Below are 13,880 nucleotides of genomic sequence, written 5' to 3'. Positions count from 1 at the left end.
ATGAGTAGAGTTGGGGAAAGAATAAAAGAGGCTAGACAAAAAAGTGGAATGACACAAAAAGCTTTAGCTAAAAAGCTAGGTGTAGCTGAGAAGTTTGTAAATGAAGTTGAAACAGGAAGAAAAATTATAAATGAATCACTTATATCAAAGGTATCAAAGGTTTTAAATACTGATTTAAATGATATAAATATGGTTGTTACTGATGAGGAACTTCAAAAAGAACTTAAAGCTGAAAAGCAAGTAAGACAAACAAAACCAGCAGAGGTTAATGAAGTTTGGAATCAAGCCTTTGGATCAGTTTTAAAAAATGTTCCAATATATGATTATTCATTAGCTCAGGTTAAGGGATATAAACAACTTGCCACTGCTTCAAATAAAATAGATGGTCATACAGCAAACAAAGTTTTTTATTTAAAAATAGAAAATAATGATATGACTGGCTATAGAATTCAAGAGAATGATTTAGCTTTATGCTATTCAATAAAAGAGATAGAAAATAATTCTATTTGTTTAGTTGAATTCAATGGAAAAAGAGTTATTAGACAAATTAAAAAGCTAGATAACGTTAAGGCTTTACTAATAAGCAATAATGGTAGCATGAGAACAGAGACAGCTAACATAAAAGAAATTAAGGCAATTGCTAAGCTTTATAGAATAGAATTTGATTTATAAATTTAAATACAAAAAGGACAGTTCTAGATTAGAACTGTCCTTTTTATATTTAAATACTTTTTATGTTGGTTATCAAAAAGAAGAAATTCTGAATAAAATAGCTATAAGAAAATAAAGTAAGTAAGAAGGAAGTGGATTTAGTGGAGTCAATTGAGAAAAAAAACTTCTATAATGATGAAAATTATATAAGCTTTGTTGTTGCTTATGATGGAAATATTAAAAAAGAAATTGATGATATAAATGATGCTAGTATCTTTTTTATTGATGATAATTTTGCAATCTTATCTATAAAATTACAAAACTATATGGAAACTATAAGAAGTATAAAAAGTATAATTTATATAGAGTTAAACGGAATATATACCCTAGGTGAAAGTCCTGTAGAAGATTCAAAGGCTCCAATATTTCATATAAATCCCTCTTTAAATCTTAGAGGAAGTGGAGTTGTTGTTGCCATAGTTGATACTGGAATAGATTATTTAAATAATGAATTCATGAGAGAAGATGAAACTACTAGAATTTTAAGGATTTGGGATCAAACAATAGATAGTGGTAAGACTCCTGATGGATTTATTAGTGGAAGCGAGTATACAGAAGAAGATATAAATAAAGCTATACAAGCTCAAAAACAAGGGCAGAATCCATATGATATTGTTCCTTCAAAAGATGATTATGGACATGGGACTAAGATGGCAGGGATAGTTGGAGCTAGAGGGATTAATAGAGAAATAGTAGGAGTAGCACCAGATTGTGAGTTTATAATCATAAAATTACAGGAAGCATCTAAAGAGTATATAGATTTTTATTATGCTAAAGGAGATAAGGCTAAATATAGAAATACAGATATAATAATGGCTCTTAAATATTTATATGAATTATCATTTACCTTAAATAAACCAATGATAATATACTTACCTTTAGGAAGCAACTTAGGAGATCATGCAGGTGCAAGCATATTAGAACGATATGTTGATACTAAAATCTCCGGGAGAAACTCCTTATTTGTAGTTACTTCCACAGGGAATCAAGGAAATACAGATACACATACTTCAGGGGAGATAAAGAGTAATGGTGATAGTCAAATAATAGAACTTAATTGTGGGAAAGAGCAACAAGGGCTAGTTTTACAAATATATGCACAAAGACCTAGTAAAATAAAGTTAGGCATATTATCTCCTTCAGGGGAGATATTTGAAAATACTAATCCTAGGAAGACAAAGCATATATTGATAAATGACGCACCAACTTGGAAATTTATTTATGAAGGAACTACAGTGCAAGTTACTTATGACTCCCCAGATGAATTTACTGGAGATGATAAGTTTGTAATAAAGATGGAGGGAATCACAGAGGGGGTTTGGAGGTTTATATTAACTGGTAACAATATAGTTGATGGTAAATATTATGCTTGGATTCTTCAAAGAGAATTATTAGCTGAGGATACAAGATTTTTGAATCCTTCTCCTTATACAACATTAACTATACCAGGAACTGCAAAGACTATTATTAATACTTCATACTACAATCAAAATAATGGGGCTATAGTATCAGAATCTGGAAGAGGATATACAATGAAAGATTATATACAGCCTATAATAACAGCTGGGGGCATAAATGCCATAACAACTAAACCTGGTGGAGGGACTATAACCATGTCTGGGGCAAGTGTTGCTGGGGCAATTTTAGCAGGGTGCTGTGCTTTAATAATCCAATGGGCCGTTGTAGATGGAAATGATCCTCAAATGTATGCAACTAAATTACAAGCTTATATTATTAGAGGAGCTAGGAAAAGAGAAGGAGATACTTATCCAAATAGACAGTGGGGATATGGAATTTTGGACATGCAAGAAATATTTAAGAGTTTAACGAATAAGTAAATAAGGAGTATAAGTATGGAAAATAAAGCTAAGGTTGGCATAGATTTTATAAATACAATACCCAAGCAAATACTAACTAGCTTAATAGAACAATATTCCCCTAATAATGGAGAGATAGAGTTAGTTGTTTTATATGGAGATAATTTTTTAAGATTTAAAAATTCAGTAGATGTCATAGGTGCTAAAGTTGAAGATTTAGGATATGGATTTGGAATACTTATAATAAAGGTTAATGACTTAAATAGGATAATTGAGCTTGAAGGCCTTCAATATATAGAGCTACCCAAAATTTTATATACATCAGCTTATGATAGTAATAGAGCATCATGCATTCCATCAGTTTGGAATAATTATAATTTAACTGGAGAAGGAATATTAGTTGGTTTTTTAGATACTGGAATAGACTACACTCATAATGCTTTTAAAGATGCTGAGGGCAATACCAGGATAGAGTATATATATGATCTTGAAAATGGAGTTGTATATGATAAAAATAAAATAAATGAAGCTTTAAAATCTGAAGATCCATTTAGCATTGTACCTGAAATTGATTTATCAGGTCATGGAACTCATGTTGCAGGAATTGCATGTGCCGGAGGAAATATAAACTTTGATAATTATGGAGTTGCATATAAAAGTAGCATAGCAATGGTAAAGATAACTGGTGAGAATAGTTTAAGGGCGGCCTTAAGTACACAGCTTATGAGAGGTTTAAAATTTTTAATGGATAAAAGTAATGAAATTAATAAACCTTTAGTTGTAAATATAAGTTTAAGTACAAATGATGGTTCTCATAATGGAAGTAGTTTACTAGAAAAGTATATTCAAACTTTTACGCAATTACAAAAGGCAGTTATTGTAGTAGCTGCTGGGAATGAAGGTAATAGTGCTCATCATGTAGGGGGCAAGATGAAAAAAGAAGAAGATTTAGACTTAAATATAGGAGATGGAGAAAAAGGTATTATATTAGATTTTTTCAAGCCTGTATTAGTTGATGTATCAGTTGAAGTAATTTCACCAACTGGAATAAGTACAGGACCAATAGAATTATCTGAGTCTTATAAAGAAAGATTTGTTGGAAGAGAAAAAATAGTTGTATATAGTACTGGTCCTAAGCCTTTTGATATACAAGGACAAACTACCATAAGTATTTTGCCCTTAGGAGATACAATAACTTCTGGTGGATGGAGAATTATAGTTAGAAAATTAAATAATTATGAGGGATATTTTGATATTTGGTTACCTATAGCAGAAGGATTAAATGAAAGAACAAGATTTTTACAACCATCTGTTTATAATACCTTAGGAATCCCTGCAACTGTAGAAGGGGTTATCTCCGTTGGAAGTTATAATTTTTTAAACAATAATTTATCAGCTTTTTCTGGAAGAGGAGTTGTTAGACCTGAGTGGTTAATAAAACCAGATTTAGTTGCTCCAGGTGAAAACATATTATCCACTGTTGAGGAGCAAGGATTTGATACTAAAAGTGGTACATCAATGGCTGCGCCACAAGTTTCTGGAATATGTGCTCTTCTTTTTGAATGGGGGATTATAAGAAATAATGATCCTTTTTTATATGGAGAAAGAATTAAATATTATTTGATTAAAGGAGCAAAGAGGACGATCTTTGGTGAGGCATATCCAAATCCAGACTTGGGATATGGATTTGTATGTTTAGATAGAACAATGGAATTATTAATTAATAGGAGATAGTTATGGAAACTGTATCTAATAAAGCGAATCTATTAGTTGACCCTGAAAGCATGAATTTTCTTGTTGAATATAGAGGGGATATAGAGAATGAAGTTAAGGATATTGAAAATGTTGAAGTCTATATAATTGATGGTACTTATGCTGTTTTATCCATGAAAAATGTTGACTATGATAGTGTTATTCAGATGATAAATTCCTTGGTTTTTATAGAGCTCGGAGGAATATATACTCTAAGTAGTACAAGTCCTATAGAGGCCTCTAAGGCAGAAAACTTTCATAATAGTCCATACTTAAAATTGACAGGGGAAGATGTGATTGTTGGAATTATTGATACTGGAATAGATTATTTAAATCCTGAATTTACTGATAGTAATGGAAAGACTAGAATATTAAAAATATGGGATCAATCATTAAAAACAGATAAGTATCCCAAAGATATGTTTTATGGAACTGAGTATAGTGAAGAAGAAATCAATCAAGCAATAGAACTTAATAATAGTGGCGGAGATCCATATACCATAGTTCAATCTAAAGATGATGTAGGACATGGAACAGAGATGGCTTGTATAATAGCAGGAAGTGGAAAGGATGAAAGTTTAACAGGGGTAGTTCCAGAATGTGACCTTGCAATAGTAAAGTTAGATAGAGCTTTTAAAAAATACACAGATTATTTCTTTGCAAAGGGTGACGCTGTTAAGTATAGAAATGTAGACATACTTTTAGCAATGAAATATTTATATAATTTATCATTTCAATATAATAAACCAATGGTTATATATATTCCTATGGGAACTAATTTTGGAGCCCATGATGGATCAAGTATTTTAGAAAGATATATAAATGATATTTCAAATAAAAGAGGAATTGCTGTAATTGCTTCATCTGGCAATCAAGGAAATACTAATACCCATGCTGATGGAATAATAACAGAGATGGGTGATAATAAAACCATAGAGCTTGATGTTGGAGAGGATCAAGATGGTATTATGATGATTATTTTAGGTTATAAACCTGATAAATTTAAGCTTTCAATAATTTCACCATCAGGAGAACTTATTGAAAATGCTAATCCCTTAACTAACTATGGTGGAAATAAAAATTTAGCTGTTGAAAATGGATATAAAATAAATTTTATATATGAAGGAACAACTATGGATGTTTTTTATGATTCGCCAGATGAACTTACTGGAGGGGAGAGAATTGTAATAAGAGCACAAAATTTAAAGCCTGGTATATGGAGATTTAGATTAACTGGACAGCATATAACCTTTGGAAATTTTGATGCCTATATATTGCAAAAAGAATTATTAGCAGAGGGAACAAAATTTTTAATATCATCACCATACACAACATTGACCATTCCAGGAGCCGCAGAGAAAATGATAACTGTAGCTTCATATAATCAAGAGAATAATACCATATTATCTTCATCAGGAAGAGGGTATGCAAGAAATGATATTATTCAACCTATTATTGCAGCAGGTGGAGTAAATGCTTTAACTATAAACAACAAAGGAGAAAAGGTATCAGTTAGTGGGGGAAGCGTCGCTGCGGCTATAGTAGCTGGGTGCTGTGCAATGTTATTTCAATGGGGAATTGTTTATAATAATGATCCAACACTATATGTAGCTAAACTTCAAACCTATCTAATAAGAGGTGTGAATACTAGGGAAGGTGACATGTACCCAAATCGAGAGTGGGGATATGGAACTATAGATATGATCAATGTTTTTAATAGTTTAAGAACTTAGAGTTTTAAATATTACAAAGTAAAAAATAATTTTGATTATATTTTAATTATAAATACTTATTAACAAAATAGATATTAATCTCATAAACTATAGGGTATTAATTTATTATTAGGAGAAAGTATATGGCATTAGGTGGATTAAAAGTTCAATGTTTTAGTGAACAAAGGAGATATATACCTATTGATAAATGTAAGGTTAAAATAACACCAACAGGAGAAGATGGTGTGGCTGTAGGAGATACTATAGAATTATATACAGATGATACTGGAAGCACTGACACTATAGAATTAGATGCACCACCAATAGAAAATTCTAATCAACCAGGTACGATTCCTTATAGTTTCGCAGAGGTTATTGTTGAAAGAGAAGGATTTTTGCCTGTAGCAGTAAATGGAGTACAAATCTATCCTTCAAGAGTTGCTCTTCAAAATGTAAACTTACCTGAGACTAGAGGATATTATAGACAAGAGGAAGTTATTGATATACAACCTAATAGATTAGTTGGAAATTTCCCACCAAAGATACCTGAAGTAGAGGAAAAGGAACTTCCACCACCAAAGGGAACAGTGGTTTTGCCAGAGCCTGTAGTTCCAGAGTATATAGTTGTTCATAATGGTAGACCAAATGATAATTCAGCAGCCAATTATAAGGTTAATTACAAAGACTATATAAAAAATGTTGCATGTTGTGAAATTTTTTCAACATGGTCTGAAAATACTATAAGAGCTAATGTTTATGCCATAATATCATTTACTTTAAATAGAATATATACTGAATGGTATAGAGGAAAAGGTAAGAATTTTGATATAACTAATTCAACAGCTTTTGACCATGCTTTTAGTTATGGAAGAAACTTTTATGATAACATAAGTAGAATTGTAGATGAAATATTCTCAACATATATGAAAAGATTCAATTCTAAGCAGCCTCTTTTGGCACAATATTGTGATGGAATAAATGTACAATGTCCAGGTTGGATGACTCAATGGGGAAGTAAATACTTAGGAGACGAAGGAAAGGTTCCTTATGATATTTTAACATCTTTTTATGGAGATGATTTAGAATTAAAGTCTGCTAAAAAAGTTCAGGGAAGTCCAAGATCATTTCCAGGATATACTTTAGGTATTGGAGCTTCAGGTCAACCTGTAAGAGTTATACAAGAACAATTAAATGCTATTTCAAAGGCGTATCCTTTAATACCTAAGGTTGCTGTAGACGGGAAATATGGTCAGAAAACTAGAGATTCTGTTAGAACTTTTCAAAAGGTATTTAACCTTCCTCAAACAGGAGAGGTGGATTATGCAACATGGTATAAAATATCAGATGTCTATGTTGCAGTAACAAAAATAGCAGAGCTTAGATCAAGTGTTGAGAAGAAGATATTTTATCCACCAACAATAATGGATAGATATGAAAATGTACCAAAGATAATTTATTAAATATTAAAGCTGAGCAAGTTATATAAATTGCTCAGCTTTTACTTTTTATCTTTGTTTTTTTAATTTAAAAAAGTAGAAGTAAATACATTGAACTATAAATACTAAGCTTAAAACTCCAAACATTGGGTATAATGTGGAGATTAAGTTTGAAAATCCTATCAATGAAATTGGAAGTGCTACTATTAGAACTGCAAATATAGCATGTTTATATTTTATTTTAAAGCTTTTAGTAAGGGTTTTACTTATGGAATATACATCAGAAACCTCTGTAGAAAACATTTCAGCTAATATTATTATTAAAAGCATTATTTGAATAGGCTTTCCAAATCTATCAGCAATATAAAGCAGAGGAATTTCGTATTGGAATATTTGTGGCTGATTAACCATAAGCATTGAATTTATAAAAATACATATTATAGTTAGAAGAACAGAACCTAATATAATTCCCCAGGTCATGATTTTCTTACTTTTAACTTCGTTACTTAAAGGAACAATAACCCCACAGCAGCAAAGAATATTATAGCCACAATAAAGTATTCCAGAAGTAAAAACTCCCTTAGAAAGTTTTGGGGTAGAAGAAACAAGAGAATCTATAGTAATTGGGTCATTAGCAAATGCAACATAAAGAATCATAAGTGTAGTTGTTACTATTATTAAGGATGGAACAATAATCGAATTTATCTCTACTAACCCATCAGTTTCTCTCATAAGAATCAGTGAAGCAATAATAGCCATAAATATTGAACCTATAATCTTAGGAATTCCAAAGTATTGATTCAACAAGGCTCCGCTACCAGCTAGTATTATGGACGCACTAGATATTAAGTAAAAGGTTGTTATGATTCCAGTGAGTTTTCCTAAAATATTAGGACTAACTGTATTTATGACTTCGCTATAGGAATTTAAACTATGTTTAATACTTATTCTTGAAATTATGTTACAAAGAAAAATATAAAATAAGCCAGTCATTATAATAGTAAAAAAGCTTTTATATCCATACACTGTAAAGAAATTTGTTATTTCCTTTCCAGAGGCAAGTCCAGCTCCTACTATAGTTCCTATAAAAACAAAAGCTACTTGAAAAACTTTTATAATACTTTTCATTAAATCACCTCCCTAACTAAATATATAAGTTGTAAAGGAAGTTTATTCTTAAAATAAAAAAGTAAAAATTAAGTTTAGGATATTTATTATTTTATTAATACTTTTAGGCTATTTGGAAAACCTAAAATAGGACTTATTCTAAAGGAGGAATGATTATAAATGGTTAAAAAGATTATGGCATCCTTGATTATTGGATCTTTATTTCTTTTCATGGGCTGTAATAGAATAAGTAATGCGGTCAATGATAATAAGGAGCTAAAGGAAAGTGTTGAAAGTATATATTTTAATAATAAGATAGCAATATCAATTGCAGAGGAATATATGGAGGCTCTTAAAAGCAATGATTTAGAAAAGATAAAAAGGTTATCTGATAAAGAGGTTGATAAAAATATAATAATTAGTCCTAGTAAGGATCTTGAAATAACAGGGATTAAGCAAGTTGGGTCAGCACAATTAGGGAATAAAACTATGTTTAAATTCTATGTAACTAGAACTAAAGAAGGAGAGCCTAAGGCTGATTTAGAGCAATATTATTTAGAAGTTAGAAAAACTGAAGAGGGAGAATATAAGGTATCAGAACTTAAATCAACTGAGCTTTATAGTGTTTTTTTAGATAAGGATAAATTAAAGATTAGAAAAGATGATGATGTTGAGATTAACACATTAATAGATTTAAAGAGCATACCAGATAAAATTTATCCAAAGGTTAATGTTATAGATGTAGCCAAGGTTGATGTACCTAAAGAAGCTTTTTCAGCCGTAGAAATTTCATTTTCAGGAGATAAAGTAGCAATTTCAACATATAAGGATGAAGATTCTTATATAGGAGTGGTTGATGTTGAGGATGCACAGGAGACTGCAGCTAAAGAAGGGGAAGATGAAGGGGGAAAAGAAGATGAAAAGAATGATGATAAAACTTTAGGGAAAAAGATAACATCATTAGATGTATTAAATGGATGTAAAATTTCTAGCTTAAATTTTTCAGATGATGATGGATATGTTGTTGTAAATTATGTTAAAGGAAATGGCACAAGATTTAAGGTTTATCAAAGTGGTGGAAGTATAGTTTCATTAGAATTAGATGATATATTTGCAGAAGAGGAATATAATCTTATTTATGAAAGAATACAGGATAACAATATAATTATGAATGTTACTCCAATAATAAAATCAAATAATACTGAAAGTGGCTTAATTGGAAGATATAAAATATCTCTAAAAGATTTTAAACTTGAAAAACTATAGTATAATATAAAATAAGTTAATCATAACCCTTAAATTTATGATTAACTTTTTTATTTTAAAGAAATTTTGATTTTAATGAAAAGGTGATATAAATGGAAAAAAGAAAAACATGGGGAGACAAGAGATATAATACTTTAAATAGATTTTTAAGAGAAAAGTTTGGAGAAAAAGTATTTAAAATAAGTTTAGATGGTGGTTTTACATGTCCTAATAGAGATGGTAAGGTTGCTAAGGGAGGATGTACTTTTTGTAGTTCAAAGGGGTCAGGAGATTATGCTGGACAAAGAACTTTAAGTATTGGTACTCAGTTTGATAATGTTAAAGAGATGATGAATAAGAAGTGGAAAGAGGGAAAATACATAGCTTATTTTCAAGCTTACACTAATACATATGCTCCTGTTGAAGAACTAAGAAGAAAATATGAGGAAGCAATTAATAAAGAAGGTGTGGTTGCTCTTGCTATAGGTACAAGACCAGATTGTATAAATGAAGAAGTTTTAGATTTATTAGAGGAAATGAATAAAAAGGTATATACTTGGGTTGAGTTAGGACTTCAAACAATTCATGATGATACTGCTAGAAGTTTTAATAGAGGATATGATTTAGAAGTATTTGATAAGGCTATGGAAGGATTAAAAAGCAGAGGAATAGATACTGTAGTTCACTGTATATTTGGACTTCCTGGAGAAAGTAAAGAGCAAATGTTAGAAACTGTTGATTATGTTTCTAGATGTGGAGCACAAGGAATAAAATTACACTTACTTCATCTAATGGAAGGAACAAGAATGGTTAAGGATTATGAGGAAGGTAGATTAAAATTCTTAACTCAAGAGGAATATGTTGATTTAATTTGTACGGCCATAAGTAGAATACCTCAAAATATGGTTATACATAGACTAACAGGAGATGCTCCTAGACAACTTCTTATAGGACCTATGTGGAGTTTAAAAAAATGGGAAGTTTTAAATGCTATTGATAAGGCTCTTGAAGATAATGATATTTATCAAGGAAAGAATTTTGAAGAATAATTTTAAAAATAAGGTGGGGAATTTTTATGAAAATTGATGTTATAATTTCTGCAGATTACATAGATAGTGAAGCACTTAAAGGAAAGATAGCTGTGGTTATAGATATGTTAAGAGCTACATCTGTAATTACTACAGCACTTTATAATGGAGCTAAAAAGGTTATACCAGTAGTTAGTGTTGAAGAGGCTTTTGAAAAAGCAAAAGAATTAAAATCTTTAGGTGAAGAAGTTTTACTTGGAGGAGAGAGAAAGGCTTTAAAAATAGATGGATTTGATTTCTCTAATTCTCCATTAGAATACAAAAGAGAAATAGTAGAAGGAAAAAATGTAATAATGTCTACTACAAATGGAACTAGAGCTTTAAATTTATGCAGCAAAGCAGATAAAGTTATAGTTGCCTCTGTGTTAAATGGACAAGCGGTAGCTAAATATTTAGAAAATGAAGAAAAAGAAATAGTCTTTGTTAATTCTGGAACAAACGGTGAATTTTCAAGTGATGATTTTATGTGTGCAGGTTATATAATAAGTGAATTATGTAAAAACAAAGAGGCTGAACTTACTGATATAGCTAAAACAGCTAAATATGTTTATGAAAGCAGTGAAGGAATAGAAGAGTTTATAAAAGATGCTAAACACTATAATATTCTTAAAAATTTAGGACTAGAAGAGGATTTAAAGTATTGTTCTACAAAGAATTTAATAGATTTAGTTTTTGAATTTAAAAATGGTGAAATAAAAACTGTGGAATCAGGAGTTAAAGTGACAATATAATAAAGTTTTGTGAAGTATTTTTATAAAAGATGAATAAATTTTAAAATAAAATAATAGGAGTAAAAACTACTTTTAATGTAATGTTTTTAAAACAAAAAAGAAATATCTTGATAAAATACATTAAAACATTTATTAAATTTTCAATATTAATATTTTATGTTTGATTTCTTGGTAAATAGTTAAAAGAAGTAATTTGTTAATATGTATTTAGGAATATATGATGTTTATAGGACGAGATATTTTTAAAGGAGATGTTTTTTATGAAGAAAAAATTATTAGTAGTTATTATTTCTGCCATAATGGGATTACAATTAGTTGGATGCGGAAGCTCTAATGATTCATCAAATAAAACCACTTCTGATAATAAGCCTGCTGCAACTACAGAGAATAAAAGTAAGGTTGTAGATGATGATAGCTTAGTTAATGAAGTAGCTGAGGTTTATCTTGATCTTAGAGAAGAATATTTAGAAGTACTTGAAAATAAACAAATGAATGAATGGAATGAGGAGAAAGCAGATGCTTTAAAAGATTTAAAAGAAATTAAGGCAATGACTCCAGAAAGTGATAAGAATATAAATCAAGCTATATCAGATATAGAACAGTTAATAGATAAATATCAAAATAGCTTAGATGGTAAAGGTGCAGATCCAACAGGAATACAAAATTTAGAAGCACAAATTAAACAATTATTATTTGATAAATAATTAGAAAAAGAGGGGATTAAGGGCAATATCCCTCTTTTTTTATTTTATGGAAAGATTGTTAAATTTTTAATTTATTGAAAACAGTTTCAAGAGGTGTTAAAATAAATATTGTAAAAAAACAACAAAAATATATACGTATATATTCAACTTGTGTAAGAGTATTTGGAGTTAAACACGAGAAAAAAATTTAGTTTTTTTGTTTAGCTCTTTTTTATTTTAAGCTTTTTTAAAATTAAATATATTAATTACTAGGTGGTGGATAGTCATGGTAAATCAATTCTTGGCTGAGCTTTTTGGAACTGCGCTTTTGATATTGTTAGGGGATGGAGTAGTTGCAAATATAGCTCTTAAAAAAACTAAGGGTAATGGCGCTGATCTTATTGTAGTCACTGTAGGATGGGCAATAGCTGTTGCTATTCCTGTTTATATCTTTTCTAGGGTGAGTGGAGCTGTATTTAATCCAGCGGTAACTATTGCATTAGGTATAACTGGAGGATTAACATGGAGTCAGGTTATAGTATTTTGTATAGCACAATTTATAGGAGCTTTCATAGGTGCTGTACTAGTTTATTTAACTTATTATACTCATTTTGAATCTACTGAAGATCATGATGCAAAGCTTGGTACATTTTGTACTATACCAGCTATTAGAAATTATAAATGGAATTTTTTTACTGAATTTATAGGTACTTTTGTTTTAATGTTTGGAATTCTAGGACTTGGTGATGCGAAAATGGCAGATGGAATTATGCCAATAGCCGTTGGATTATTAATTTTAGTTATAGGAGTATCTTTAGGCGGACCAACTGGATATGCAATTAATCCAGCTAGAGATTTCTCACCTAGACTTGCACATTTCTTGCTTCCTATGAAAAATAAGGGAGGCTCAGATTGGGCTTACGCTTGGATTCCAATTGTAGGACCAATACTTGGAGCTATAGCAGGAGCAATGGTATATACAAATATATTTTAAGGAGATATTAATTTTGGACAATTTTAAGGAGGCTATATAAAATGATTAATTTTAAAAGAATACTTGAGGACAACCCTATTGTGGCAGCTGTAAAGGATATGGACCAATTAAATAAGGCATTAGAAGCTGATGTTGATGTGATTTTTGTTCTATTTGGTAATATTTTAGATATTATAGAAATTTCACATAAAATATCAGAAAAAAATAAGATTGGAATATTGCACATAGATTTAGTTGATGGACTTACAAATAGAGAAATTGTTTTAGAATATTTGAAAGAGAAAACTAAGTTTGATGGAATAATAAGCACTAAGGCTCAAACAGTAAAAAGTGCAAAAAAATTAGGGTTAGTAGCTATTCAGAGAGTTTTCATTTTAGATAGTCTTTCTTTTCAAAGCACAAAAAATCACTTAGTGGATGAATGTGATGCTGTAGAAATGTTACCAGGATTATTATTTAAAGTTATTAAAGAATTATCAAAAACAATACATAAGCCATTAATAGTAGGTGGTTTAATTTCAGATAAAGAGGATGTCATGGAAGCTTTAAGATCAGGAGCAACATGTATATCAACAACAAAAGAGGATATATGGAAGATATAAAA

General features: G+C 30.0%; 12 protein-coding genes. 11 read left to right on the top strand and 1 reads right to left on the bottom strand.

Annotated features, from left to right (window positions below; all coding sequences use genetic code 11):
• The 5 genes from CPF_RS14125 to CPF_RS14105 all read left to right on the top strand — a co-directional run bounded on the left by CPF_RS14125 (position 1) and on the right by CPF_RS14105 (position 7,452).
• Positions 1-672 carry an XRE family transcriptional regulator gene (locus tag CPF_RS14125; RefSeq protein WP_011591169.1) on the top strand — a complete coding sequence of 224 codons (672 nt, stop codon included), beginning with the start codon at positions 1-3 and terminating at the stop codon, positions 670-672.
• 140 nt (positions 673-812) lie between these two features.
• Positions 813-2,549, top strand: a complete 1,737-nt coding sequence (locus tag CPF_RS14120; RefSeq protein ID WP_011591168.1) for a S8 family peptidase — start codon at positions 813-815, stop codon at positions 2,547-2,549.
• A gap of 15 nt (positions 2,550-2,564) precedes the next feature.
• Complete coding sequence (locus CPF_RS14115) at positions 2,565-4,262, top strand: S8 family peptidase (protein WP_011591167.1); 1,698 nt, start codon at positions 2,565-2,567, stop codon at positions 4,260-4,262.
• A gap of 2 nt (positions 4,263-4,264) precedes the next feature.
• A complete protein-coding gene (locus CPF_RS14110; RefSeq protein ID WP_011591166.1) occupies positions 4,265-6,013 on the top strand; it encodes a S8 family peptidase in 1,749 nt (582 codons plus the stop codon).
• Between the two features lie 122 nt (positions 6,014-6,135).
• The gene (locus CPF_RS14105; RefSeq protein ID WP_011591165.1) at positions 6,136-7,452 is read left to right on the top strand and encodes a peptidoglycan-binding domain-containing protein; all 1,317 of its coding nucleotides are present in this window, start codon (positions 6,136-6,138) and stop codon (positions 7,450-7,452) included.
• A gap of 45 nt (positions 7,453-7,497) precedes the next feature.
• Here CPF_RS14105 and CPF_RS14100 read toward each other — a convergent pair whose 3' ends face one another.
• On the bottom strand, positions 7,498-8,556 hold the full coding sequence (locus CPF_RS14100; protein WP_003456735.1) for a YkvI family membrane protein: 1,059 nt from the start codon (positions 8,554-8,556) through the stop codon (positions 7,498-7,500).
• Between the two features lie 159 nt (positions 8,557-8,715).
• Between CPF_RS14100 and CPF_RS14095 the strand changes: the two genes are divergently transcribed.
• The 6 genes from CPF_RS14095 to CPF_RS14070 all read left to right on the top strand — a co-directional run bounded on the left by CPF_RS14095 (position 8,716) and on the right by CPF_RS14070 (position 13,878).
• On the top strand, positions 8,716-9,801 hold the full coding sequence (locus CPF_RS14095; protein WP_011591164.1) for a hypothetical protein: 1,086 nt from the start codon (positions 8,716-8,718) through the stop codon (positions 9,799-9,801).
• A gap of 92 nt (positions 9,802-9,893) precedes the next feature.
• A complete protein-coding gene (locus CPF_RS14090) occupies positions 9,894-10,829 on the top strand; it encodes a TIGR01212 family radical SAM protein (RefSeq protein ID WP_003450751.1) in 936 nt (311 codons plus the stop codon).
• A 26-nt stretch (positions 10,830-10,855) separates the two neighbouring features.
• Positions 10,856-11,599, top strand: a complete 744-nt coding sequence (locus CPF_RS14085; protein WP_003456794.1) for a 2-phosphosulfolactate phosphatase family protein — start codon at positions 10,856-10,858, stop codon at positions 11,597-11,599.
• A 260-nt stretch (positions 11,600-11,859) separates the two neighbouring features.
• Positions 11,860-12,303: a hypothetical protein gene (locus tag CPF_RS14080; protein ID WP_003472067.1), complete on the top strand. Its 444-nt coding sequence runs from the start codon at positions 11,860-11,862 to the stop codon at positions 12,301-12,303.
• 265 nt (positions 12,304-12,568) lie between these two features.
• Positions 12,569-13,276, top strand: a complete 708-nt coding sequence (locus CPF_RS14075) for an MIP/aquaporin family protein (protein ID WP_003456873.1) — start codon at positions 12,569-12,571, stop codon at positions 13,274-13,276.
• Between the two features lie 41 nt (positions 13,277-13,317).
• A complete protein-coding gene (locus CPF_RS14070) occupies positions 13,318-13,878 on the top strand; it encodes a glycerol-3-phosphate responsive antiterminator (RefSeq protein WP_003456768.1) in 561 nt (186 codons plus the stop codon).
• Positions 13,879-13,880: the final 2 nt, after the last annotated feature.

It is taken from the genome of Clostridium perfringens ATCC 13124 (assembly GCF_000013285.1).
Taxonomy (GTDB): Bacteria; Bacillota; Clostridia; order Clostridiales; family Clostridiaceae; genus Sarcina; species Sarcina perfringens.
This window is presented reverse-complemented; position numbering and strand designations above follow the sequence as displayed.

What these genes read in the sequence shown, in the direction of transcription:
- CPF_RS14125 (WP_011591169.1), top strand. Translation starts at nt 1, where the DNA reads ATGAGTAGAGTTGGGGAAAGAATAAAAGAGGCTAGACAAAAAAGTGGA.
- CPF_RS14115 (WP_011591167.1), top strand. Translation starts at nt 2,565, where the DNA reads ATGGAAAATAAAGCTAAGGTTGGCATAGATTTTATAAATACAATACCC.
- CPF_RS14110 (WP_011591166.1), top strand. Translation starts at nt 4,265, where the DNA reads ATGGAAACTGTATCTAATAAAGCGAATCTATTAGTTGACCCTGAAAGC.
- CPF_RS14105 (WP_011591165.1), top strand. Translation starts at nt 6,136, where the DNA reads ATGGCATTAGGTGGATTAAAAGTTCAATGTTTTAGTGAACAAAGGAGA.
- CPF_RS14100 (WP_003456735.1), bottom strand. Translation starts at nt 8,556, where the DNA reads ATGAAAAGTATTATAAAAGTTTTTCAAGTAGCTTTTGTTTTTATAGGA.
- CPF_RS14095 (WP_011591164.1), top strand. Translation starts at nt 8,716, where the DNA reads ATGGTTAAAAAGATTATGGCATCCTTGATTATTGGATCTTTATTTCTT.
- CPF_RS14090 (WP_003450751.1), top strand. Translation starts at nt 9,894, where the DNA reads ATGGAAAAAAGAAAAACATGGGGAGACAAGAGATATAATACTTTAAAT.
- CPF_RS14085 (WP_003456794.1), top strand. Translation starts at nt 10,856, where the DNA reads ATGAAAATTGATGTTATAATTTCTGCAGATTACATAGATAGTGAAGCA.
- CPF_RS14080 (WP_003472067.1), top strand. Translation starts at nt 11,860, where the DNA reads ATGAAGAAAAAATTATTAGTAGTTATTATTTCTGCCATAATGGGATTA.
- CPF_RS14075 (WP_003456873.1), top strand. Translation starts at nt 12,569, where the DNA reads ATGGTAAATCAATTCTTGGCTGAGCTTTTTGGAACTGCGCTTTTGATA.
- CPF_RS14070 (WP_003456768.1), top strand. Translation starts at nt 13,318, where the DNA reads ATGATTAATTTTAAAAGAATACTTGAGGACAACCCTATTGTGGCAGCT.